The sequence below is a fragment of the Aestuariivirga sp. genome (assembly GCF_047602625.1).
Classification (GTDB): domain Bacteria; phylum Pseudomonadota; class Alphaproteobacteria; order Rhizobiales; family Aestuariivirgaceae; genus Aestuariivirga.
Genome location: NZ_JASGGV010000002.1, coordinates 2,786,497 through 2,810,561 on the forward strand (window position 1 = coordinate 2,786,497; position 24,065 = coordinate 2,810,561).

A 24,065-nucleotide genomic window follows, 5' to 3' on the forward strand; every position below is an offset into this window, starting at 1 on the left:
ATGCATAAGAATGACAAATCCGTGAGATTGATCTTGGAAATCAAGGAAATCATTCTTCTTTTTGCGGGCGGCCTGCTGGCCGGCGTGATCAACGTGATGGCCGGCGGCGCCGGCTTCATGACCTTTCCGCTGCTGCTCGCCGCCGGCATGACCGAGATCGAGGCCAATGCCTCGAACTTCGTGGCCGTGGTGCCCGCCAATATCGTCGGCACCTGGGTCTATCGCGGCGAATTGCAGAGTGTCCGGAAATATCTGGGGCTCCGGCTGGTGCTGGCCGTGGTGGGCGGCATCCTGGGGTCGATCATCCTGATCGAAACGGGGCAGGCGGCGTTCCAGAAGGCCATTCCCTGGCTCCTCGCCTTCGCCACGCTCTCCTTCGCGCTGGGGCCATGGATCAAGCAGAAGCTGGAGCGCGACTTCGCCTTCGACGGCAGCCGCTGGATGTGGCTGTCGTTCATTCTCGAATTTCTGGTGTTCGTCTATGGCGGCTATTTCGGCCTTGGCATGGGGATCGTGATGTTCGCCATCTATTCGATCTTCTCCCACATGACGATCCATCAAGCGAACGCCATCCGCAACATCACCATCACGCTGATGACGCTGGTGAGCATCGTGATTTTCGCGCGCGCCGGGGTGATCCGCTGGCTGCCGTCGCTGATCATGATGTCGGGCGCCATCGTCGGCGGCTATTTCACCGTGAACATCGCCAAGCGCGTGCCGCCGCATGTGGTGCGCTATTGCATCCTCGTCTGGGCGGTGTGCCTCACCGCGCTGGCCTTCTGGCGCTATCTCTGACGCGCCGCCTCGCGCCGTGCAGAATAAAGCCCCGCCGCCACGATCAGCGCCATGCCAAGGAGCGCCCAGCCATCGGGATATTCGCCGAACACCAGGATGCCGGAGATGATCGCGAACACCAGCACGGAATAGCGGAAGGGGGCCGAGGCCGTGATGTCGCCGGTGCGCAGCGTCAGCACGATCATGGTGTATCCGCCCGCCAGGAAAAACGCCGCCGCCGCGATGACCAGAAGCTGCCATCCTTCTGGCCACGCATAGCCTTCGAACAGCGACAGCACTGCGCCGCCCAGCATCACGAACACCGCGTTCACCAGCGCCACGATGGAACTGGGAATGCGGGTGGGGATCTTGCGGGTCATCAGATCGCGCCCCGCCACGCAGGCGACGATGAGGAGGGCGATCAGGTCATAGCGGGTGAAGCTCGACGGCAGCGGCTTGACGATCATCAGTACACCGATGAATCCGGCCGCGATGGCGGCGCTGCGGTGAAAGCCGACCCGCTCGCCCATCAACAGCGCCGACAGCAGGACGACGGCCAGCGGCACCGCCTGCATGATGGCGGTGAGGTTGGCGATGCCCATGTGGATGAGCACGATGATGAACAGCAGCGTCGCCGCCACGTCGAATGCGGCACGAATGAGAACCGGCCTGCTCGCCACCTGCGGCAGGGCGGCCAGCACCTTCTGCCGCGCCGCCATCAGCAGGATCAGGCTCGAGGCCACGATGCCGCGCAGCACCACCAGTTCTCCCACTGGCAGGGTAGCGCCAACATATTTGACCAGCGTGTCGTTGCAGACGAAAAACGCCATCGCCACCACCATGTAGAATCCTGCGCGCGCATTGGCCTGGGCAGGCAGGAAGCGGTCGGGCATGAAGAGGTTCAGCCGCCGGTCACGCTCATGTGGCGGGAGACGGCGGGCCGGTTGTGGCGGCGGTCGATGATGAAGTCATGGCCCTTGGGCTTGCGACCGATGGCCTCGTCGATCGCCGCGTTCAGAAGATCATTGCCTTCAGATGCACGGAGCGGCGTGCGGAGGTCGGCAGCGTCTTCCTGGCCCAGGCACATATAGAGCGTGCCGGTGCAGGTCATGCGCACACGGTTGCAGCTTTCGCAGAAATTATGGGTGAGCGGGGTGATGAAGCCCAGCCGGCCGCCGGTTTCCTTCACCCTCACATAACGCGCCGGGCCGCCCGTCTTGTAGGGAATGTCCTCAAGCGTGAAACGCTCCAGAAGGCTGGCGCGCACCTGCGAAAGTGGCAGATACTGGTCCGTGCGGTCGCCGTCGATGTCGCCGAGCGGCATGGTTTCGATCAGCGTCAGGTCCATGCCTTCGCCATGGGCCCAGCGGATCATCTCGGGAATTTCCGCATCGTTGACGCCCTTCAGCGCCACGGCATTGATCTTGATCGCCAGCCCCGCCGCCTGCGCGGCGCGGATGCCGTCCTTCACCTTCGCCAATTCGCCCCAACGGGTGATGGCGCGGAACTTCTGGTCATTCAGCGTATCGACGGAGACATTGATGCGCTTCACGCCATGCCGGGTCAGTTCATCCGCGTATTTCGCAAGCTGGCTGCCGTTGGTGGTGATCGTCAGCTCTTCGAGTTCGCCGCTGCGGAGGTGGCGGCCAAGGCTTTCCACCAGCGTCATGATGCCTCGCCGCACCAGCGGTTCGCCGCCCGTGAGCCGGAGCTTCTTGACGCCCTTTTCGATGAAGGCCGAGCAGACTCGGTCCAGCTCCTCGAGCGACAGCAGGTCGCGCTTGGGCAGAAAGGTCATGTCTTCCGCCATGCAGTAGACGCAGCGGAAGTCGCACCTATCCGTCACCGAAACACGGAGATATGTGATCGCCCGGCCGAACGGGTCGATCATGTCTGTCTTCGCCATAGCCAACCTTTGCCCGTAGGCGCGGTTAACGTCAACCCGCGCTGCGCTTGGCGTTCAGTTCCGCCGTATTGGGCAGGAACATGGTGAGCAGGCCGATCGCCGGCAAGAAGGAACAGACGTGATAGACGAAGCTGATCGAGGTCCAGTCCGCGACAGTCCCAAGCGCCGCTGCTCCCACCCCGCCGATGCCGAAGGCCAGGCCGAAGAACAGGCCGGAAATCAGCCCCACGCGGCCCGGCATAAGTTCCTGTGCATAGACCAGCATGGCAGAGAAGGCCGAGGCCAGGATGAAGCCGATGGGGATCGACAGCGCCACCGTCCAGAAATGATTGGCATAGGGCAGCGCCAGCGTGAAGGGCAGCGCGCCCAGCACCGAGAACCAGATGACCGCCTTGCGGCCGATTTTATCCCCGATGGGGCCGCCCAGCAGTGTGCCCGCCGCGAAGGCGGCGAGATAGATGAACAGATCGACCTGCGCTTCCTTCACCGACAGGTGGAACGTGTCGATCAGGTAGAAGGTGTAGAAGCTGCTCATGCTGGAGGTATAGAGGAACTTCGAGAACATCAGGCACAGCAGCAGGCCAAGCGAGATCAGCACCGTGCTGCGCGGCAGTGTGCCCGTTTGCGCCACAACCTTGCGCGCCCCGTTCTTGGGCGAAATGTGATGGCCATACCAGCTGCCGGCATAGGAGAGGACGGCGATCGACAGCAGCGCCAGCGCGCCGAACCAGACAACGCTTTGCTGGCCGTGCGGAATGATGAACAGCGCCGCCAGAAGCGGCCCCGCCGCCGTGCCGAAATTGCCGCCCACCTGGAACATCGATTGCGCGAAGCCATAGCGCCCGCCGGAGGAGAGACGCGCCACCCGCGAGGCTTCGGGGTGAAAGATGGAAGAGCCGATGCCGATGCAGGCGGCGGCGATCAGCAGCATTTCATAATTGGCGGCAAGGCCCAGCGTGATGAGACCGATCATCGTAACGGCGGGGGCCACCGGAAGCGAAAAGGGCAGGGGCTTCTTGTCGGTGAAATAGCCCACCATGGGCTGCAGCACGGAGGCCGTAGCCTGAAACACCATGGTGATGATGCCCACCTGTGTGAAGGTGAGCGCATGGGCCTCGCGCAGCATGGGATAGATCGACAGCAGGATGGCCTGCATCGTGTCATTGAAGAAATGGCCGGCCGTCACCGCGAAGAGAACGGCATAGACGGTGCCCGTATAGGCGCGCGAAGGCGTATCAAGGGTTGCTGTCGACATGGGCGCTTCCATAAGGGAAATCCTCCAGTCCGGCCAACGCTATCCCTGCAGGGAAGGCATGCGCGGCGGCGCGCTGTCGGCCTGCGAAAGCAACCATGACTTGAGAAGCGCAATGGCTGCGGCCTGCCGACTCTGCCCGTCCTCGGGCTCCAGCAGCCAATAGGCATGGTCGGGCTTGATGGAGGCGGCGAAGGGCTGGGCCAGCCGCCCGCTCGCCAGATCGTCCTCGATCAGGGCGCGCGGGCACAGGGCAAGGCCCTGACCGGCAAGTGCGGCGGCGCGCAGCAGGTTGAAATCCTGAAAGATCGGCCCGGCGGCGGGCCCGGCGTGTTTGAGGCCGATGGCCCGCATGAAGCTCTGCCAGCCCGTGCGGTCGGTGTCGTGCAGCAGGGTTTTGCGGCTGAGGATATCGGGATCGGCGAAGGGGCCTTCCTTTTCGAGAAAGCTGGCGCTGCACACGGCCACGGTGTCTCCGGCCAGAAGCCTGGTCATCTTGCAGTTCTGCCAGTCCGGCGGACCCCACAGGATGGCGAGATCATAGTCGTCAAAATTGAGCTCGGGCCGGTCGAAGGCATAGACCACCTTGATGGCGATCTCCGGATGCGCGGCAAAGAACCGCGACATGCGGGGTATGAGCCAGATCGTTGCGATCGAGGGCAAAGCCGCGATGGTGAGCGCCGGTCCTGAATCGCTTTGCGCCATCCTCCGGCAAGCCACGCCCATGATTCCGAAAGCCTCCCCCAGCGCCTGCGCCAGCTCCTGTCCCTTGGCGGTGGGGATGGTGCGCCGCCCCTGCCGCTCGAACAAACTCTGGCCGAACCAGTCTTCCAGCAGGCGGATTCTGGTGGCTCACCGCAGACTGGGTGACGTGCAGTTCTTCCGCCGCCTTCGAGAAACTGCCCGCCCGGGCGGCGGACTCGAAGCATTTGAGGGCATTGAGCGGGGGCAGGCGTGTCACGGCGTTTCCCATGAATTTCCTTCATGGATTATGTGAGTGATGATCTTTTGACACAAGCGCGGATTCATCCAACAAGGGGCGCGATTTTGGAGATGCCCCATGACCGCGCTTGAACGCCCCGCCCTCGTCGACTACCGCAACAACGGCAGGAAGCCGAAGCCCACCTTCTCCGCCGCCGAGATGCAGCGGCGGCAGGATGCCATCCGCGGCTGGATGGCGAAGAGCAGCGTCGATGCCTGCCTGTTCACCTCCTATCACAACATCTGCTATCTCTCGGATTTCCTCTATTGTTATTTCGGCCGCCGCTATGGCCTCGTCATCACCCAGCGCCAGGCGGCTTCGGTGACGGCGGCGATTGACGGCGGCCAGCCCGCAAGGCGCACCTTCGGCCATAACGTCACCTATACCGACTGGTCGCGGGAGAACTATTTCACCGCCGTGAAGGGCCTGCTGCCGGGCGTGAAAAAGCTGGGCATCGAGTTCGACCATGTGAACCTCGATTTCCGCAAGGCCCTGCAGGATGCGCTGCCGGGCGTCGAGTTCGTGGATGTGGCTGCACCTTCAATGCGGCTGCGGATGATCAAGTCGGCGGAGGAGATCAGGCATATCTCGAAGATGACGAAGATCGCCGACTTGGGCGGCGCGGCCTGCGTCGAGGCGATTGCCGTGGGCGCGCCCGAGCATGAGGTGGCGCTTCACGCCACGCAAGCCATGGTGCGCGAGATCGCCCGGGTATTTCCCAATGCCGAACTGATGGACACCTGGACATGGTTCCAGTCCGGCGTGAACACCGATGGCGCGCATAATCCCGTCACCTCGCGCAAGATCAGGCGCGGCGACATCCTGAGCCTCAACTGCTTTCCGATGGTGGCGGGCTATTATGTGGCGCTGGAGCGCACGCTGTTTGCCGAAACAGCGTCGAAGGAACACCTCCGCCTGTGGGAGATCAATTGCAAGGTGCATGATGAGGGCAAGAAGCTCTTGGTGCCGGGCGCCAGATGCTCGGATGTCGCCAAGGCGCTGAACGCCATCTATGCCGGGCATGACCTGCTGCAATACCGCACCTTCGGCTATGGCCATTCCTTTGGCGTCCTCTGCCACTACTATGGCCGCGAGGGTGGGCTCGAACTGCGCGAGGACTGTGACACGGTGCTGGAGCCCAACATGGTCGTCTCGATGGAGCCGATGATCATGGTGCCGGAAGGCCGCAAGGGGGCCGGCGGCTACCGCGAGCATGACATTCTGGTCATCACCGAAAAGGGCAACCGCAATATTACCGGCTTCCCTTATGGGCCTGAGCACCTGATCGTTCCGGCCCGGAAGAAAAGCCGCACGAGCCGCTGAAGGTTTTTCTTTCCAAGCCCGCCCTGCCATCTTATGATGCACCGCAACAACAAGCAAAAATCTTGAGCAGGGGAAGCATGGCCAAGGAAGCAGCGGTTCCGGACTCTATCGTCCGCTTTGTGAACGTGCAGAAAAGCTACGACGGCGAGACGCTGGTCGTTAAGAATTTGAACCTCGATATTCCCAAGGGCGAGTTCCTGACCATGCTGGGGCCATCGGGCTCCGGCAAGACGACGACGCTAATGATGCTGGCGGGGTTTGAACCCGCCACCCATGGTGAGATTTATCTGAAGGGCCAGCCCATCAACAATGTGCCGCCGCACAAGCGCGGCATCGGCATGGTGTTCCAGAACTACGCGCTGTTTCCGCACATGACCATCAACGAGAACCTGGCCTTCCCGCTGCAGGTGAGGAACTTCGGCAAGGCCGAGGTCGAGGACCGCGTGGCGAAGATCCTGAAGCTCGTGGAACTGCCGCAGATGGGCAACCGCCGCCCCGGACAGCTTTCGGGCGGCCAGCAGCAGCGCATTGCCGTGGCGCGGGCACTGGTGTTCGAGCCGGAACTGGTGCTGATGGACGAACCGCTGGGCGCGCTCGACAAGCAGCTGCGCGAACAGATGCAATATGAGATCAAGCATATCCACGAGCGGCTGGGCGTGACGGTGGTCTATGTCACCCATGACCAGTCGGAAGCCCTCACCATGTCGAACCGCATTGCCGTGTTCAACGATGGCGTGGTGCAGCAGCTTTCGACGCCGGCCGAACTTTACGAGCGCCCCGTCAATTCCTTCGTGGCGCAGTTCATCGGCGAGAACAACAAGCTGAAAGGCCGCGTGGCCGATATCGGCGACGGCAAGACCTGCACCGTGAAGCTCGATTCAGGCGACATGGTGAAGGCGCTGGCGGTGAACGTGAAGCAGAAGGGCGATCAGACCCTGCTGTCGGTGCGCCCCGAACGCGTCGAGATCAACCCCGCCAAGGGCTCAGCCGATGTGACGCTCAAGGGCCGCATCGCCGAACTGATTTATCTGGGCGACCATATCCGCGCCCGGCTTGAAGTGGCGGGCCACAATGATTTCGTGGTGAAGGTGCCGAACAAGGCGATGGGCAGCGATGCCGTGGCCCAAGGCCGCGAGGTGAATGTCGGCTGGAAAGCCGCCGATTGCCGCGCGCTTGATTACGTCGAGTTCGCGCACTGATGGCGGGCTAGCGCATGCCGGGCGGGCGGAGCGGAACTTTCCTCTCACGCCTTGCCGCGGTCATGGCTGCGGGCTTTCTCCTTCTCGCGCCGACGCGGGCTGACGATACGGAGGTCGATCTCGCGCTGGTGCTGGCGATCGACTGTTCCTTCAGCGTCGATTCATCCGAGTTCCGCCAGCAGATGGAAGGGCTGGGGCAGGCGCTCATGCGCCCCGATGTGAAGGCGGCCATCCGCGCCGGCGCGCATCAGCGGATCGCCATCACCGCCTATGAATGGTCGGACGCCGATACGCAGGCGGTGATCCTGCCGTGGGTCATTCTCTCCGGTGACGCCGATGCCGACGAGGTGGGCCGCACGCTGGCCGCCATGCCGCGCAAGCTGGCGGAGGGCGGCACCTCGATTTCAGCGGCACTTCTGTTTGGCGATGCCCTCTTTGCCACGGCACCCCGCGCGCCGCGGCAGGTGATCGATGTCTCTTCCGATGGCCGCAACAATGTCGGCCCGCCGGTGAATGCCGTGCGCGACCGCCTGGTGGCGCAAGGGGTCACCATCAACGCGGTGACCATCATGAACGAATGGCCGACGCTTGATACTTATTTCGAGCGCCAGGTGGTGGGCGGGGAAGGTCATTTCGTTATTCCCGCCAAAGACTATGAGTCCTATGCCGAAGCCATTCACAAGAAGCTGCTGCGCGAGATCACCGGCCCCGGCATTTCCTGATTCTAAAGCATGATCGCCAACCATAACTCTGGATGACGCTTGGGAATTCGCTGCGCTTTCGTGTTAAATCCGCCGCATGAGCCATGATGAAACATTTGAAGATTCGCGCTGGCTGATCGGCGCCATCGCGCGCGGCCTTCATGCAAGGCCAGCCGAGGGCGTGCAGCCGGTGCTGGAGCGCCTGGCCGAACAGGACGTGAGCGCCCGCGCCTTCCTTTCGCCAAAGCCCACCACGCTGCCGGTGCTGCGGCATTATTCCGAATGCGTGGCCGAAACCATGCTGATGGACCCGGATCTGGCGGCGGCGCTGGCGGCACTCGACGGGCATTTCTGGTGGCGACAATCGGCGAGCTATACCGATGCCATCCTGGGCGAGGGCTTTTCCGAAAATTATGGCTGGGCGGAAATCGTCGGCCCCCATGGCTTCTTCAAGGGCGATGATTTTCTGCTGGGCATTCTGATGCTGGGGCCGAACCGGCACTACAAGGATCACTATCATCCCGCCCCCGAACTCTATTGGCCGCTCACGGGGCCGACGGAATGGAAGAAGGGCAACGGGCCATTCGTTGAAAAACCGCAAGGGGCGGTGATCTGGCATCCCTCCAATGTCATTCACGCCACCATCACGCATGAGAAGCCGCTGCTCGCCGTGTGGAGCTGGACGCACGACACGGGCACTTCCGCGAGGCTCGTTGAATCGTGACGCTCTTCACGGCGCTCAGGACTGCAGTGGTGGCGGCGATCGCGGCTTACGCCGTTCTGGTGATCGCCGTTTATCTGATGCAGGGAAAGCTGCTGTTCCGCGCCGATGCCACGCGCGTGCCGCCTGCTGCGTTGGGCCTGGCTAATGCGGCGGAAGAAACCATCGCCACGCCCGATGGTGAAAAACTCGTCGCGTGGTACGCGCCCGCTGCGAACGGCATGCCCACCATCCTGTTCCTGCACGGCAATGCGGGAAATCTCAGCGGCCGCGCCGAGCGTTTTGCTTACTATACCAAACAGGGCTTCGGTGCGCTGTTCATCGATTACCGGGGCTATGGCGGCAGCACCGGCACGCCCAGCGGCACGGGATTGGTGACCGATGCCGAAGCCGCTTATGACTGGCTGGCGGCCAAGGGGATTCCGCCGTCAAACATCGCCGTGGTGGGCGAATCCCTTGGCACCGGCATTTCGGTTCTGCTTGCGGCACAGCGTCCCGCCGCCGCCGTGGCGCTGGAAGCGCCCTATACCTCGATGGCCGATGTCGCGGCGTCCCATTACTGGTGGCTGCCTGCGAGGCTTTTGATCCGCAATCCCATCGCGGCTGGTGATGAGATCGGCAAGATGCATGCGCCGCTGCTCATCCAGCACGGCGACAAGGACGTAACGGTGCCCTATGCGCTGGGCCAGAAGCTCTTCGCAATGGCCAATGAGCCCAAGCAGTTCGTGACCATTCCGGGGGCCGGGCACATCATCTTCAACGACGAAACCTTCGGGCGCGAAACGGACTTTTTCCGCAAGGTGTTTGCGCTGCCTCAATAGCCGGGCGGCGGCGTGAAGCTGCAATAATGCTTGTCCAGAAGCTCGGCGAAGCGGATCGACGTCATGTCGCCATAGCCCCGCGTGATGATCTGCACGCCCGCCGGAAGCCCGCGCGGCGTGAGGCCGAGCGGTGCGATGGTGGAGGGCAGCAGGAAGCAGCCTGAATAGCCCGCCCAGAAGAGCTGGTCCGTCACCGCCACCTCATGGCCGTTCACCGGGATGGTGCGCTCATGCCGCTCGCCCACATGATTGTGGACGAAGGCATCGGAGGCGGCGGCGGGGCAGATCAGCACGTCCCAGTCATCGAAGAAGGCTTCCCACAACAGCCGCATCTGGTGGCGACGCTCATTGGCAACCAGCCATGAGCGGTGCGGCAGCACATAGGCGCGCGTCATCTTGGCGAAATAGGAGTCGTCATCGGGCGCGAACGCCGCCACGCGCGCCTGATTGGCGGCAAAGTCCGCATCCGTCTGGCGCCGCGCCGTGGCGGCGCGGAGCAGCGCCACATAAACGTCCATCGCCTCGCGGGTCGAGAAATCGGGCCTGGCCGTCATCGACACCTTGCCCGCCCGCCGTGTCAGCCAGTCGGCGAGTTTGCCGATCATGTCCTGGATCGGCTGGTCCACCTCGCTCACCGGATCGGTGAGCATGACGGCGACGCGGAAATCCTTGAGCGATGTCTGCTTCGCCTGCGGCAGCGAAATGGTGATGCCGCGCGCCTCCGCCCCGTCCGCACCGGCCAGTATCTCCATCATCATCGACAGGTCTTTTGCCGAGCGCGCCAGCGGGCCCGCCACCGTGATGTCGCCCGTGTGCACGATGCCGGGCAGCAGATGGCCGCGATAGGGCACCACGTTCCACGTGGGCTTGTGGCCGAAGATGCCGCAATAATGCGCGGGGTTGCGGATCGACGCGCCGATGTCGGAGCCGATGTCGAGCGCGCTCATGCCGGTGGCGAGCGCCACCGCCGAACCGCCCGACGAGCCGCCGGGCACGCGCGTCACATCCCACGGATTGTTGGTGGTGCCGTAGATGTCGTTATAGCTCTGCCAGTCGGCCAGCATCAGCGGCACATTGGTCTTACCATACATGATGGCGCCCGCTGCCGTGAGACGCTGGATCGCCACCGCGTCCGTTTTGGCGATGTTTTCGCGCAGCGCCGGAACGCCCCAGGTGGAGGGCGTGCCCGTCCAGTCGAAGGATTCCTTGGCGGTCATCGGCACGCCGTCGAAGGGGCCGATTGGCTTTCCCTCCGCGAGGCGCTTGTCGGCGGCATCGGCGGCTTTCCTGGCGCGCTCGATATCGGTGACGATCACCGCGTTGAGTTTCGCGTTGTAGCGCGCGAACTGGTCGAGGCAGGCATCGAGGAGCGCCCGTGAGGTAATCTTGCGCTCCTTGAGGAGCGTGGCGAGTTCATGGGCGGGCTTGAAGACGAGTTCAGTCATGGCGGAAGACGACCTATGCGGGAAACGGGGAGGGGAGAACGCGACAAAACCGGACTGAACTTCTAAGAGGAGCCGCATGAACCGTCAAACCCTGCTCGGCTATGTCTATGCGGCAACCGGCGCTGCGCTCTTTTCCACCAAGGCGATCTTCATCAAGCTCGCCTACATGGAAAGGGTGGATGCGCCGCTGATGCTGGCGCTGCGCATGGCGACCTCGCTGCCGTTTTTTCTCGGCGCGGTGATCTGGGTGGTGTGGAAGGCCAAACGAGACGGCAAGCCGCTGCCGCCGCGTAGACTATGGATCAGCGCCATCCTTGCGGGCTGCCTCGGCTATTACCTCTCCTCGCTGCTCGATTTCGAGGGGCTGATCTACATCACCGCGCAGCTTGAGCGGCTGGTGCTCTATACCTATCCCGTCATGGTGCTTGTGATCGGCTGGATGTTCTTCGGCGGCCGGATCACCTGGATGAGCGTGCTAGGCTCCGCCGTCACCTATGCCGGGCTTTTGCTGGTGTTCCTGAAGGCCCTGCCGGAAGGAGGCCATGACGTGGTGATCGGCACCGTGCTGGTGCTGGGCTGCGCGCTGACCTTCGCGATCTATCAATTGCTGGCCAAGAAGTTCATCACCGTGATGGGAAGCCTGCTGTTCACCGGCGTGGCGCTCTCCGCTTCGGCGGTGGCCTGCATCATCCACTACATCGTAGTGTCGGGCGGGGTGGATTTCTCGGCCTCACACCGCTTCTACTGGCTGGCCTTCGGCTGCGGCATCTTCGCCACCGTGCTGCCGAGCTTTCTGGTCAATGCCGGATTGTCGCGCGTCACCGCCCAGTCCAACGCGATGATTTCCTCGATCTCGCCCATCGTCACCATTTCGCTGGCGGTGGCTGTGCTGGGCGAGAGTTTCACCATCTTCGACGCGATCGGCTCCGCCATGGTGATTGCCGGCATCGCCATCTTCGCGGTGGCCGACCAGAAGCGCGCGCCCGCAAAACGCGAAACGCTGCCGGTCGAGATCGAGGCGGCGTGACCGTTAGCTGACGGAGTCCGGCAGCACGGCCTTGCGCTTGGCCATGAATTCGGTGAGCGACTCGTCGATGCCCGGATCAAGAGCGGGCGCTTCATAGTCAGACAGCAACTTCTTCCACCGCGTGTTGGCGCGCACCACGATGTCCTTCTCGCCGTCATCGCGCCACTGCTCGAAGGAATTGTTGTCGGCAAGGCCTGAGCGCCAGAACGCCGTTTCAAAATTGGCCTGCGTGTGCGTGCTGCCGAGATAATGCGAACCCGGCCCCACTTCGGCGATGGCATCCATCGCCTGCCCGTTCTCGGTGAAGTCAGCGCCCTCGCAGAATTTCTGGAACATCGAAAGCTGGTCGGCGTCCATGATGAGCTTTTCATAACCGGAGGCGAGGCCGCCTTCCAGCCAGCCCGCCGCATGGAGACAGAAGTTCACGCCCGACAGCAGCGTGGGCCACAGCGTGTTGGAACTTTCATAAGCCGCCTGCGCATCGGGAATCTTGGAGCCGCACAGGCCGCCGCCCGAGCGGAAGGGAACGCCCATCCGCCGCGCCAGCTGCGCCGCGCCGAAGGTGACGAGCGCCGGTTCCGGCGTGCCGAAGGTGGGGGCACCCGACTGCATCGACATCGACGCCGCGAAGGTGCCGAACACCACGGGCGCACCCGGGCGGCAAAGCTGCGTGAAGGCGATGCCGACCGAGGCCTCGGCCAGAATCTGGGTGAGCGTGCCGACGGTGGTGGTGGGCGACATGGCACCCGCCACGATGAAGGGCGAGATGACGCACGCCTGGTTGGCGCGCGCCAGAACTTTCAGCGCGCCCAGCATCACGCCGTCCCACACCATGGGAGAGTTGGCGTTGATGAGCGAGGTCATCACGCAGTTCTGATCCACGAACTCCTTGCCGAACAGAAGCTCGCACATGGCGACGGAATCTGCCGCGCGCTCGCCCGCCGTGACCGAGGACATGAACGGCTTGTCGGAATATTTGATGTGGGTATAGGTCATGTCCAAGTGGCGCTTGGCCACCGGAATGTCCACCGGCTCGCACAGCGTACCGCCCGCGTGATGCAGCGATGGCAGCATGTAGACGAGCTTGGCGAAGTTGCGGAAATCCTCGATCGTCGCATAGCGGCGGCCTTCATCGAGATTGCGGATGAAGGGCGGGCCATAGACGGGGGCGAACACCGTGTTGTTGCCGCCGATCACCACGTTGTTTTCGGGGTTGCGGGCATATTGCGTGTATTCGCGCGGCGCCGTCTTGATGAGCGAACGCACCAGCCCCTTGGGGAAGCGCACGCGGAAACGGCGGGGGTCTTTTTCCGAAACCTTCACATCGGCGCCGGCGTTTTTCCACATCGCCACCGCTTCTTCGTCTTCGTAGAAGTCGATGCCGGTTTCCTGCAGCACCGTTTCGGCATTGCGTTCGATCAGCTCAAGCTGCTCGTCGGAGAAGGGCTCATAGAGCTTGATCTTGCGGCGGATGAAGCCTGCCTGCCTGATGGCGGTGGAGGTGCGCGCGGCGCGGCGGGCGTCCGCTCCTCCGCGGGCGCGGCGTCCGGTGGGGGCGGGCTGAACGTCGGTCATGGGCAAGCCTGTTGAGGAAGTTTCACCTGCGAGGCTGTTTACGCTCAACACCCCCGCCCGGCGCGGGGAGAAGCGTCAGCCCATGGCCCGGAAACGACGCCATTCCCGTGGCCTCTGCCGCTCCGCCACCTTGCTGCCCGAAAGGATTGAAAGAGTTGGCGAATGGGCATTTCAGGGGGAAACTGTGAGAATCAGGATTGGGCTGTCGGCAGTCTTGTTGGCCTGTGCGCCTGCGCTGGCGGACCAGACCCAGCCCGGAGACGAAGCGGCCACCCTTGTCCGGCAGTTTCACGCCATCCAGATTTCCTGCGGTGGCATGGCGGCGGTTGATTACGCGCCAGCGCATGAACCGGCAATTCTCCATCTCGGCCAGCCGAGTTTGAGGGCAGTTGATGAGGAGGCCTGTGAGAAGACGCTCAAGCCTTCGTCTGCGGATGTGCCGCTCGCGCCTGTCCTCAATCTGATCGGCAGCAGCCAGTCCATGGCAGATGTCACCGCATCCAACGCGATCGATAGTGTGCAGGGAAATCTAAAGTCCGCCTTCGAAGCTTGCGAAACGGTGCCCAGCTCACCCGCAAGCGGCATGTTTCGCGTTTGCTTTTTTGGCGGCCCGGCAGGGCAATCCAGTGTGGCTTTCCGAGCGGTTTTCGATGCGATGGTGAACAATACCATTCCCGAAGGCGAAGCTCTTTGTGCCAAATTTCCTTTTCAGCAGGGAATGAAGACTGAACCGGAATTTACGCGCCTTGCCCAAGCGGAGCCTGCAACATGGCTGGAATTGCAGCATGACCTGCAGCGTGATGGTTTCGATTGCGATGCAAAAGGTTGCAGCAAATTGCTTCTCAGCCTGGTGATTGCTCCGCACACGGTCAATCGTGAGGGCGAATGGCCGCAACGCGGAGTTATTCCCCGGCTTCTGTCCGTCTATCAGGGAAAGTGGTTTCGAACAGGCCCGCCGTCATTCCATTGCCGGGTTCCTTTGGGCGATACATCGAAAAAATGTGATGACCACCCAGCGCGAGGGGCCAGCGAGGGATTGTGCATGGTCGGTGAGGATGAGCACGTGTGGGCACCCGCCATGTGCATGTTCAATCATTGCCAATAGCCTGAGCCGTCACAACGCCACTCTCAGCCGCTCCAGACCGTGGAAATGATAGCTGTTGCGGTAGTGTGGGGTTTCGGCGAGGCGGAGGTTCGGCAGGCGCTTGAATAGCGCAGGCAGGGCGATTTCGAGTTCGAGCCTCGCCAGCGGCGCGCCGATGCAGAAATGAATGCCCGCCCCGAAGCTCACATGCGGATTGGGCGCGCGGGCGGGATCGAACCGGGAGGGATCGGCAAAGCGCGCCGGGTCGCGATTGGCGGCCCCCAGCAAAAGCCCCACGCTCTCGCCCTTCCGGAAGCGGATGCCGCCATATTCCAGATCTTCCAGCGCATAGCGGGTGAAGAGATGCAGCGGCGCATCGTAGCGGAGCGCCTCTTCCACATGGCCCGGGCCGATACAGCTTCTGATATCCTGCTCCAGCAGCACCTTCACGCTGTTGCCGATGGCGTGAACGGTTGCCTCATGCCCGGCATTGAGCAGTAGGATGGCGGTGGTGACCAGTTCATCCTCGCTGAGCTTCTGTCCTTCCTCCTCGGCGCGGATCAGTTCTGACAGGAGATCGCTGCCTGGCGCCTTCCGCCGCTCGGCGATATAGCCGCGCATGAAGGCGCTGAAATCGAGCGTCGCCTTCACCGCCGCATCCTCGACCGCCCGGTCGCGCCGCGCCTGATACATCGCCACCATGTCATGCGACCATGACAGAAGCTGTTGCGACATGTCAGCCGGAACGCCGAGCAGGTCGCAGATGACGATCACCGGAATGGGTGTGGCATATTCTGTTAGAAGGTCTGCCTCGCCCTTCGCCGGGAAACGGTCGATCAGCGAATGCGAAAGTGCTCCGATCATCGGGCGGAGCCGCTCCACCTGCCGCGACAGGAAAGAGCGGTTCACAAGACTGCGCAGCCGCGTGTGGACGGGCGGCTCCAGTTCCAGCAGCGAATGCTGCTCGAAGTCATAAAAGGGTTCGAGGCGTTCAGGCGTGTCCGGCCAGCCCAGCTCCTCGCGCGTCGCCACATGCAGGATCTGCCGCCCGAAGCGGCGGTCGCGCAACAGCGCGCTCACATCCGCATGGGTGGCGAAACACCAGTAGCCATATTGTTCCCATTTGAAAGCCGGGACAGCGGCGCGGATTGCATCATAAAAGGGATAGGGATTCTGGTAGAACTCCGGGTCGCAAGGATCGAGCGAGACGGTTGATGTGGCAGGATTGATCTGCATGGCTGCCATCTTCTATCAATCCTCCCCCGCATCGCAAGAGCGGCTAGAAGGACCCGAGGAGCATTGGACATGAAGGTTTTCATCAGCGTCGACATCGAAGGCTGCGCCGGCATCACCCATTGGGATGAGGCGAAGAAGGGCCACGCCGATTATCACGAATTCCGCGAAATCATGACGCGCGAGGCGGTAGCCGCCATCGAGGGCGCCCAGGCGGCGGGCGCTACGGAAATCCTGGTGAAGGACGCCCATTCCTCGGGCCGCAACCTGATTCTCTCGAAACTCCCCGGCAGCGTGCGGATCGTACGCGCCTGGGCGGGCCATCCCCTGTGCATGGTGCAGGAGCTGGACAAGAGCTTCGATGCGGTGATGATGGTGGGCTATCACAGCCGTGCGGGAGCGGAGACCAACAGCCTCGCCCACACTCTGTCGCTCGATGCTGCGGAAATCCGCCTCAACGGCGTCAAGGCGTCGGAATTTCTGATCCACGCGCTGGCCTCCTCCATGCTGGGCGTTCCCACAGTGATGGTGTCGGGCGATCAGGGCCTGATGGAGGAGGTGGAGGCCACCAATGTTCACATCACCCGCTGCGCCGTGAAGGAGGGGCGGGGCCAGTCGACGCTCTCCATGACGCCCGATGCCGCCTGCAAGGCGATCTATGAAAGCGCCGAACACGCGCTGAGGTCGGACTTCAAGCAGTGCCTGCTGCAGGTGCCGGAAAAGATCGTGATGGAAATCGCCTATAATGATCCGGTGCTGGCCACCCGCCACCAGCATTATCCCGGCGCCTCCCACATCGGCAACCGCACAATCCGCTTCGAGACCGAAGACTATCTCGATATTCTCCGTATGCTGAATTATGTGACATGACGGACGTCCAGAAACCCAATCTCCAGTTCATCATCATCGTGGCGCTGCTCACCGCCATGGTGGCGATGTCGATTGACACCATGCTGCCGGCGCTGGGCATCATCGCCCATGAGCTGGGCGCCGCGCATGAAAACGACCGGCAGCTTGTCATCACCCTGTTCTTCGCGGGGATGACACTGGGCACGCTGGTCTCCGGCCCCGTCTCCGACAGTACGGGGCGAAAGCCCGCCATTATCGGCAGCCTGTGCTTCTATCTGGTGGGAGCCGCCATGTGCGCTTTTTCCGGTAGCTTCACCATGCTGCTGGTGGGCCGCTTCATTCAGGGTTTTGGCGCGGCGGGCCCCCGCATCGTGGCGATCGCCATGGTGCGCGACGGCTACAAGGGCGCAGCCATGGCGCAGGTCATGTCCTTCGTCATGTCGGTGTTCATGCTGGTGCCGATCATCGCGCCCTCGGTGGGGCAGCTCGTACTGTTTGCCGGAAGCTGGCGGCTGATCTTTTTAGGCTTCATCGGCATGGCCAGCATCGCCGGGCTCCTGCTCTATTTCCGCCAGCCGGAAACGCTGAAGCGCGAATACCGCCAGCCCTTCGCGCTCGCCACCATCGCGCAGGCGGCGGTGGCCGTCGTCACCAATCCGGTGGCGCTGGGCTATACGCTGGCGGGTGGTTGCATTTTCGGCGGCTTCATCGCCTATGTCGGCACCTCGCAACAGATTTTCGCCGAGCAGTATAATCAGGGCGACTGGTTCGCGCTGTGGTTCGGCGCCTTCGCGCTGGCATTGGCGCTGGCCATGATGCTGAATGCACGGCTCGTGGTGCGCTATGGCATGCGGAAGCTGTCCAAATGGGCGCTCCGGGCCGAGATCATTCTTTCCGCCATCTTCTTCGTGCTGTCGCTGATCTATCACGGCCACCCGCCGCTCATCACGCTTGGCGTCTATCTCTTCTGCAATTTCTTCTGCTGCGGCATCCTGTTCGGCAATTACAACGCCATCGCCATGGAGCCGATGGGCCGCATCGCGGGGATGGCGTCGGCCATTTCGGGGGCGCTGTCCACCCTGCTGGCGCTGGTTTCCGGAAGCCTGATCGGCAGGCTTTATGACGGCACCGTCATGTCGCTGGTGGGCGGCTATCTGGGGCTGGGCATTCTCGCTTTCCTGTGCACGGAATGGGCCGAACGCCGCCGCCGCAAGGCGTGAATTTTCCTGACCTTGCGAGGCGGCGCGAAGTTCTGTTAGCAACGCAATACCGTGTCAAACCGCTATTCCGCCTTCTCCCTCGCCCGCCATGCCTTGCAGCCGGATCTTCCCTGGCCCAGGGCCTGGCATTCCCCTGATCCCAAGCCCTCCTACGATGTGGTCATCGTGGGCGGCGGCGGCCATGGCCTCGCCACCGCCTATTACCTCGCCAAGAACCACGGCATCCGCAATGTCGCGGTGATCGAGAAGGGCTATATCGGCTCCGGCAATGTGGGGCGCAACACCACGCTCATCCGCTCCAACTATGTGATCGACGGCAACACGCAGTTCTTCGAGCATTCGCTGAAGCTGTGGGAAGGCCTCTCGCATGACCTGAACTTCAACTGCATGGTCTCGCAGCGGGGACAGATCGTTCTCGCCGTCAATCCCGGCCAGCTCGATGTGTTTGCACGGCGCGGCAACATCATGCGGCTGAACGGCATTGATGCCGAATTGCTGGACCGCGGCGAGGTGATGAAGCTGCTGCCTTATCTCGATTATTCAAGTGAGGCGCGCTGGCCGGTCTATGGCGGCATCCTGCAGAAGCGCGCCGGAACCGTGCGCCATGATGCGGTGGCCTGGGGCTACGCCCGCGCCGCCGACCAGCATGGTGTCCACATCATCGAGAATTGCGAGGTCACCGGCTTCGTGATGGAAGAGGGCCGCGTCACCGGCGTGGAAACCACGCGCGGCCGCATCAATGCGGGCAAGGTGGGGATCGCCGTGGCGGGCCACACCTCGCATGTGGCGAAGCTCGCGGGGCTGAGGCTTCCGGTTGAAAGCCATATCCTTCAGGCCTTCGTGACCGAGCCCATCAAGCCCATGGTGCATCATGTGGTGTCGTGGGGCGCGGAGCTGTTTTATCTTTCGCAGTCCGACAAGGGCGGCCTCGTCTTCGGCGGCCATATCGACGGCTTCAATACCTATACGCAGCGCGGCCAGTTTCCGAAAATCCGCGAGGTGGCGGAGGCAGCCGTGTCACTGATGCCGTTCATTTCAAGGCTGCGGCTGCTGCGCCACTGGGGCGGCATCATGGATATGACGCCCGATGGCAGCCCCTTCATCTGCCGTACGGAGGTGCGCAATCTCTATCTGAACGGCGGCTGGTGCTATCAGGGCTTCAAGGCAACGCCCGCTTCCGGCTGGACCTTCGCGCACACCATCGCGCATGACGCCGAACATGAGCTGAACCGCTGCTATTCCCTCGACCGCTTTGAAAAGGGCGGCGAGCTTGACGATTATGGCATCGGCAACTGGACCTACAAGCAATGATCATTCCCTGTCCCCATTGCGGCCCCCGCGACCATTCCGAATTCCGCTATGGCGGCGATGCCACGAAGCAGCGCCCGGCCCATGGCACTGGCGGTCTCAAGGCGTGGCACGATTATTATTTCCTGTTCGACAACCCCAAAGGTCCGCATACGGAATATTGGCAGCATGTGCTGGGCTGCAGGCGCTGGTTCAGGCTGGCCCGCAACACCGCCACCAATGAGGTGGGGGAGGCGTCATGACCAAGTTCCGGCGCCTCGCCTCAGGTGGGCGCATCGACCGTGCAAAGCCGGTGCGCGCCGCGTATAATGGCGCTGCCCTGCCGGGTTTCGCGGGCGACACGCTGGCCTCCGCGCTGCTCGCCAACAATCACATCGTCATTGGCCGCAGCTTCAAATATCACCGCCCGCGCGGAATCCTGTCCGCCGGGGTGGAAGAGCCGAACGGGCTGTTCACGCTTGGCGAGGGCGGGCGCACCGAACCGAATATTCCCGCCACCATGACCGACCTGGTGGAAGGGCTCATGGCGCGCTCGCAGAATGCCTGGCCCAATCCCGGCTTTGACATGATGGCCGTCAATTCGCTGGCCGCGCCCCTGTTCCAGTCCGGATTCTACTACAAGACCTTCATGGGGCCGTTCAAAGGCTCGTGGATGTTCTATGAGCCCTTCATCCGCAAGGCGGCAGGGTTGGGGGCGGGAACCTATGAACGTGATCCCGACCGCTATGAACACGTCCACGCTTTCTGCGATGTGCTGGTGGTGGGCGCGGGACCTGCGGGGCTTGCCGCGGCATTGACGGCAGGCCGCAGCGGCGCCCGCGTGGTGCTGGCCGAGCAGGATCTGGAGCTGGGCGGCAGCCTTCTCTCGGCGCGCGATGAAGCCAATGCGGGCTGGGCCTCGGGGGTGATTGCCGAGCTCTCCACGCTGCCGAACGTCACCATCCTCACCCGCACCACCGTGCAGGGGCTTTACGACGGCAATCTCGCCGTGCTGGCGGAGCGCCGCGATCACCTGAAGCCCGCGGGCGAGAAGGGCGAGCCGCGCATGATCCTGCGCTCGCTCCGTGCACGGAGCATCGTGCTGGCAACGGGCGCGCTGGAGCGCCCGCTGATGTTCCCCAACAATGACCGGCCGGGCGTCATGCTGGCCTCCGCCATCCGCACCTATCTCAACCGCTTCGCCGTGGCACCCGAACAACGCGCGGTGATCCTCACCAACAACGACACCGCATATCAGACGGCGCTCGATCTCGCGGCATCCGGCGTTGCCGTGACGGTGGCTGACCATCGCGGGCGTGTAAATCCTGCGATCATCGGGCAGGTGGCGGCGGCGGGCATCGCCGTTTTTCCGGGTACCGGCATTGCCGATGTGGAGGGCGCCAAGGGCCTCACCGCCGTGAAGCTTTCGGGTGCGCACGGCGCGCATGTCGAATGCGATGTGCTGGCCATGGCGGGCGGCTGGTCTCCCGCCGTGCATCTCTCCTCCCACGGCGGCATCAAGCCCCGCTATGAGGAAACGATTGCCGGTTTCGTTCCCGGCGGATTCGCATCAGGCCATTTCGGCGCGGGCGCGATGATGGGCACCTTCGGTCTGGCGGCAGCCATTGCCGAAGGCGCCGTGGCGGGCGCGGCTACTTCGTCTCATGTGGGACACGGCAAGACCAAGCCGGTGCTGGCCCTCGAATCCATGCACGACCGGAGCTATGCCATCGCGCCCGTCTGGTCGCCATCGAAACAGGCGAAGGGCAAGGCCTTTGTCGATTTCCAGAATGACGTGACGGCCAAGGACGTGAAGAACGCCCATGACGAGGGCTATCTCTCGGTCGAGCACCTGAAGCGCTACACCACGCTCGGCATGGGCACCGACCAGGGCAAGACCTCCAACATCAACGCGCTGGCGATGATGGCTGAGCAGCGCGGGCTGTCGATTGCCGAAGCGGGCACCACCACCTTCCGCCCGCCCTATTCGGCGCTCACCATGGGCGCCATCGCCGGGCGGAGCATTGGCCGGCATTTCCGCCCGTCACGCCTTTCGCCGCTGCATGACTGGCACGCGGCCAATGGCGCGACATTCATCGACGCAGGGCTGTGGAAACGCGCCTGGTATTATGCCTGGGCGGGCAATACGCCCGAAACGGCCTATGTGAAGGAAATGGAACTGGTGCGGCAGGGTGTGGGCCTCGCCGATGTCTCGACGCTGGGCAAGATCGACATTCAGGGGCCGGATGCGGCGGAGTTTCTGAACCGCGTCTATGTCAACGGCTTCCTCAAATTGCCGGTGGGCCGCGCGCGCTATGGCGTGATGCTGAACGATGACGGCGTGGTGCTGGATGACGGCACCACCACGCGGCTGGCCGACGATCATTTCTACATGACCACCACGACAGCGCAGGCGGGCGAGGTGATGTCATGGCTCGAATATCTTCTGCAATGCCACTGGACGGAGTTGAACGTACAGGTGGCCTCGCTCACCGATGAATGGGCAGGCATGGCGATCTCCGGCCCCAGATCGCGGGAGGCGCTGGCGCTCGCCTTCCCCGATGCCGACGTGTCGAACGCCAATCTTCCCTATATGGGCTGCCTCGACATTCTGCATGAGGGCGTGCGCGTGCGGCTGCTGCGCCTCTCCTTCTCGGGCGAACTCGCCTATGAAGTTCATGTGGCGGCTGATTATGCCATCCCGCTGTGGGAACACGTCCTGAAGGCAGGAGCGCCGATGGGCATTAGGCCCTATGGCCTTGAGGCGCTGGCGAGCCTCCGCATCGAGAAGGGCCACGTGGCGGGTCTCGAACTCGATCACCGCAACACGCTGGACGATCTGGGCCTTGGCCGCATGGCGGGCAAGGAAAAGGATTATGCCGGCAAGGCGCTGCGCTTCCGTGAAAACTATCAGGCGCCGGAACGCTGGAGCCTCGTGGGGTTGGAACTGCTGGAGCCGGAGAAGAAGCTGCGCGGCGGCTCGATCCTGTTTTCATCCAGTGACGAGATCAAGGGCCATGGCCGGGGCTATATCACGTCCGTCACATGGTCGACAGAACTCGGCAAGACGATTGCGCTGGCCCTCTATCAGGGCGGCCTCAAGCATGAGGGCGAGGACATCATCTGCGCCTTCCCGCTGAAGGACGAACTGACCAGGGCAAAGATCGTCTCGCCGCATTTCATCGACAGGGAAGGAGCGAGGCTCAATGCTTGAGCGCGTATCGGCACTGGCGGCGGCGCATCCCTACAAAAGCGATGTGCTGAAGATCGCGGAGCATCGCGGCTTCTCGCTCACCCAGGCATCGGGCCTTTCGAAGGATTTCCAGAAGAAGCTCAGCCCCGTGGTGGGGGCGCTGCCGAAAAAGATCGGCGTGGCCGTGGAACACGAAGGCCGCACGCTCCTGCGCACCGGGCCAGAGCAACTGTGGATCATCGGCCCCGAGGCGGACGATGTTGCCAAGAAATTGCACGGCCTCTGCGCCGTCGTGCCACTCTCGCACAGCCGCACCCGCATCCTGATCGAGGGCGGCCCGGCGCGTGATGTCCTCGCCAAGGGCATGGCCATCGACTTTCACCCCAAGGTGTTCACCCCCGGCATGTTCGCGATGACCGGCCTGCACCACATGCCGGTGCTGGTGCATTGCGTTGATGAGAACAGGTTTCACCTCTACGCCATGCGCACCTTCGCCATGACGGTGTGGGAGTGGCTCACGGATGCTGCGCTTGTGTTTTCAGGAACGCCAGCAACTCCCTAAGTCCCGGCGCTTTCGCGCGGGCGAGGGGATAGACGGCGCAATAATCCTGGCCGAGCGGCAGCGTGCCGTCATGCAAAGCAACGAGTTGGTTTTTCTGAATCATCTCACGCGCAAGTGCCCGCTGCCCGAGCGCGATTCCAAGCCCCCGCCGCGCGAACTCAAGGGCCAGAAAAGACGAACCGGCGTGATGGCCTTTGCGCGCATCCACCCGGCGCGATGGCATGTACCGCGCCAGCCACTCCGTCCATCCGGGATGCGAACCATAGCTTTCGCCCCATGCCGTATGGATGAGCAGGCTGTCGTCTGCTGTCTCGCATGAGACATCTTGTGCGAGTGCGGGAGAGCAGAGCGGCAGAACCTCGTCACGGAACAATGGCTCGGTGATCTGCGCGCCCTCATTCTTGCCACCATAACAAAGCCTGAGATCGATCCCCGCCACCGTGAAATCCGGCATGGCTTCTTCAATGCGCAAATCGATGCGCAGGCGCGGCGTCTCCTTGGCGAATGCTTCGAATGCCGGCATGAACCAGCTTTCAGCGAGCGAGGGAACAACGCTCACCACGAGTTTGGAGCGCGTGTTGCCCGTCATGACGCGGGAGGTGACGGTGGCGATATCGTCCAGCGATGGCGTGACCGCGGCAAAATAGGCCTGCCCCGCATCGGTGAGCACGATGCGGTTGTTATAGCGGGTGAACAGCTTGCGCTTGAGGAAGGCCTCAAGTGTCCGCACCTGCTGGCTGATGGCCGCTGGCGTGACGTTCAGTTCGGCAGCGGCGGCCACATAGCTGCCGGTGCGGGCAGCCGATTTAAATGATTTCAAGGCGTTGAGCGGCGGGAGCTGGGCCATGTCACATGCTCTGACTTATATTTTCTAATCCAGCCTAGCATTTTTCTGGCTTGAGCGGAAAGCC

General features: G+C 62.8%; 22 protein-coding genes and 1 pseudogene. 14 read left to right on the plus strand and 9 right to left on the minus strand.

Annotated elements, in window-relative coordinates; all coding sequences use genetic code 11:
* The first annotated feature begins 21 nt into the window (after positions 1-21).
* Entirely contained in the window at positions 22-795 is a 774-nt protein-coding gene (locus QM694_RS18870) for a sulfite exporter TauE/SafE family protein (protein ID WP_415008448.1), read from the plus strand.
* Here QM694_RS18870 and QM694_RS18875 read toward each other — a convergent pair.
* The 5 genes and pseudogenes from QM694_RS18875 to QM694_RS18895 form a co-directional block, all read right to left on the minus strand.
* On the minus strand, positions 786-1,667 hold the full coding sequence (locus QM694_RS18875) for a DMT family transporter (protein ID WP_415008449.1): 882 nt from the start codon (positions 1,665-1,667) through the stop codon (positions 786-788). The two genes, QM694_RS18870 and QM694_RS18875, sit on opposite strands and share 10 nt — an antisense overlap.
* An 8-nt stretch (positions 1,668-1,675) precedes the next feature.
* Complete coding sequence (gene moaA / locus QM694_RS18880; protein WP_415008450.1) at positions 1,676-2,680, minus strand: GTP 3',8-cyclase MoaA; 1,005 nt, start codon at positions 2,678-2,680, stop codon at positions 1,676-1,678.
* Between the two features lie 31 nt (positions 2,681-2,711).
* The gene (locus tag QM694_RS18885) at positions 2,712-3,935 is read right to left on the minus strand and encodes an MFS transporter (RefSeq protein WP_415008451.1); all 1,224 of its coding nucleotides are present in this window, start codon (positions 3,933-3,935) and stop codon (positions 2,712-2,714) included.
* Positions 3,936-3,974: 39 nt separating this feature from the next.
* Positions 3,975-4,742: a LysR substrate-binding domain-containing protein gene (locus QM694_RS18890; RefSeq protein WP_415008452.1), complete on the minus strand. Its 768-nt coding sequence runs from the start codon at positions 4,740-4,742 to the stop codon at positions 3,975-3,977.
* 79 nt (positions 4,743-4,821) lie between these two features.
* Positions 4,822-4,905: pseudogene (locus QM694_RS18895) on the minus strand (hypothetical protein); the annotation flags it as partial.
* An 87-nt stretch (positions 4,906-4,992) separates the two neighbouring features.
* Here QM694_RS18895 and QM694_RS18900 point away from each other — a divergent pair.
* From QM694_RS18900 to QM694_RS18920, 5 genes are all read left to right on the plus strand, one after another.
* Positions 4,993-6,237 carry an aminopeptidase P family protein gene (locus tag QM694_RS18900; RefSeq protein WP_415008453.1) on the plus strand — a complete coding sequence of 415 codons (1,245 nt, stop codon included), beginning with the start codon at positions 4,993-4,995 and terminating at the stop codon, positions 6,235-6,237.
* A gap of 77 nt (positions 6,238-6,314) precedes the next feature.
* On the plus strand, positions 6,315-7,436 hold the full coding sequence (locus tag QM694_RS18905) for an ABC transporter ATP-binding protein (protein WP_415008454.1): 1,122 nt from the start codon (positions 6,315-6,317) through the stop codon (positions 7,434-7,436).
* A 14-nt stretch (positions 7,437-7,450) separates the two neighbouring features.
* Positions 7,451-8,158: a DUF1194 domain-containing protein gene (locus tag QM694_RS18910; RefSeq protein ID WP_415008455.1), complete on the plus strand. Its 708-nt coding sequence runs from the start codon at positions 7,451-7,453 to the stop codon at positions 8,156-8,158.
* A gap of 76 nt (positions 8,159-8,234) precedes the next feature.
* Entirely contained in the window at positions 8,235-8,861 is a 627-nt protein-coding gene (locus QM694_RS18915) for a dimethylsulfonioproprionate lyase family protein (RefSeq protein WP_415008456.1), read from the plus strand.
* The gene (locus tag QM694_RS18920; RefSeq protein WP_415008457.1) at positions 8,858-9,679 is read left to right on the plus strand and encodes an alpha/beta hydrolase; all 822 of its coding nucleotides are present in this window, start codon (positions 8,858-8,860) and stop codon (positions 9,677-9,679) included. The genes QM694_RS18915 and QM694_RS18920 overlap by 4 nt, the downstream gene beginning before the upstream one ends.
* Here the strand turns inward: QM694_RS18920 and QM694_RS18925 are convergent.
* Positions 9,673-11,124, minus strand: coding sequence for an amidase (locus tag QM694_RS18925; protein WP_415008458.1), 1,452 nt, complete (start codon positions 11,122-11,124; stop codon positions 9,673-9,675). The two genes, QM694_RS18920 and QM694_RS18925, sit on opposite strands and share 7 nt — an antisense overlap.
* Positions 11,125-11,200: 76 nt before the next feature.
* On the opposite strand from QM694_RS18925, the gene QM694_RS18930 reads away from it, so the two are divergent.
* On the plus strand, positions 11,201-12,151 hold the full coding sequence (locus tag QM694_RS18930) for a DMT family transporter (RefSeq protein WP_415008459.1): 951 nt from the start codon (positions 11,201-11,203) through the stop codon (positions 12,149-12,151).
* Between the two features lie 3 nt (positions 12,152-12,154).
* Here the strand turns inward: QM694_RS18930 and QM694_RS18935 are convergent, their stop codons facing one another.
* Entirely contained in the window at positions 12,155-13,726 is a 1,572-nt protein-coding gene (locus QM694_RS18935) for a trimethylamine methyltransferase family protein (RefSeq protein ID WP_415008460.1), read from the minus strand.
* Between QM694_RS18935 and QM694_RS18940 the strand changes: the two genes are divergently transcribed.
* On the plus strand, positions 13,725-14,831 hold the full coding sequence (locus tag QM694_RS18940) for a hypothetical protein (protein WP_415008461.1): 1,107 nt from the start codon (positions 13,725-13,727) through the stop codon (positions 14,829-14,831). The genes QM694_RS18935 and QM694_RS18940 overlap by 2 nt on opposite strands.
* A 9-nt stretch (positions 14,832-14,840) precedes the next feature.
* On the opposite strand, the gene QM694_RS18945 is transcribed toward QM694_RS18940, so the two are convergent.
* Positions 14,841-16,055, minus strand: coding sequence for a cytochrome P450 (locus QM694_RS18945; RefSeq protein WP_415008462.1), 1,215 nt, complete (start codon positions 16,053-16,055; stop codon positions 14,841-14,843).
* Positions 16,056-16,115: 60 nt separating this feature from the next.
* On the opposite strand from QM694_RS18945, the gene QM694_RS18950 reads away from it, so the two are divergent.
* From QM694_RS18950 to QM694_RS18975, 6 genes are read left to right on the plus strand one after another with little or no spacing between them, the layout of a single operon-like run.
* Positions 16,116-16,913, plus strand: coding sequence for a M55 family metallopeptidase (locus tag QM694_RS18950; protein ID WP_415008463.1), 798 nt, complete (start codon positions 16,116-16,118; stop codon positions 16,911-16,913).
* The gene (locus QM694_RS18955) at positions 16,910-18,112 is read left to right on the plus strand and encodes a multidrug effflux MFS transporter (protein WP_415008464.1); all 1,203 of its coding nucleotides are present in this window, start codon (positions 16,910-16,912) and stop codon (positions 18,110-18,112) included. The genes QM694_RS18950 and QM694_RS18955 overlap by 4 nt, the downstream gene beginning before the upstream one ends.
* Positions 18,113-18,163: 51 nt before the next feature.
* On the plus strand, positions 18,164-19,423 hold the full coding sequence (locus QM694_RS18960) for a sarcosine oxidase subunit beta family protein (protein WP_415008465.1): 1,260 nt from the start codon (positions 18,164-18,166) through the stop codon (positions 19,421-19,423).
* Positions 19,420-19,662, plus strand: a complete 243-nt coding sequence (locus QM694_RS18965; protein ID WP_415008466.1) for a sarcosine oxidase subunit delta — start codon at positions 19,420-19,422, stop codon at positions 19,660-19,662. The genes QM694_RS18960 and QM694_RS18965 overlap by 4 nt, the downstream gene beginning before the upstream one ends.
* On the plus strand, positions 19,659-22,613 hold the full coding sequence (locus QM694_RS18970) for a sarcosine oxidase subunit alpha family protein (protein WP_415008467.1): 2,955 nt from the start codon (positions 19,659-19,661) through the stop codon (positions 22,611-22,613). Before QM694_RS18965 ends, QM694_RS18970 begins: the two co-directional genes overlap by 4 nt.
* Positions 22,606-23,154 carry a sarcosine oxidase subunit gamma gene (locus tag QM694_RS18975; RefSeq protein WP_415008468.1) on the plus strand — a complete coding sequence of 183 codons (549 nt, stop codon included), beginning with the start codon at positions 22,606-22,608 and terminating at the stop codon, positions 23,152-23,154. The genes QM694_RS18970 and QM694_RS18975 overlap by 8 nt, the downstream gene beginning before the upstream one ends.
* On the opposite strand, the gene QM694_RS18980 is transcribed toward QM694_RS18975, so the two are convergent.
* The gene (locus QM694_RS18980; protein ID WP_415008469.1) at positions 23,108-24,001 is read right to left on the minus strand and encodes a LysR substrate-binding domain-containing protein; all 894 of its coding nucleotides are present in this window, start codon (positions 23,999-24,001) and stop codon (positions 23,108-23,110) included. The two genes, QM694_RS18975 and QM694_RS18980, sit on opposite strands and share 47 nt — an antisense overlap.
* Positions 24,002-24,065 lie beyond the last annotated feature (64 nt).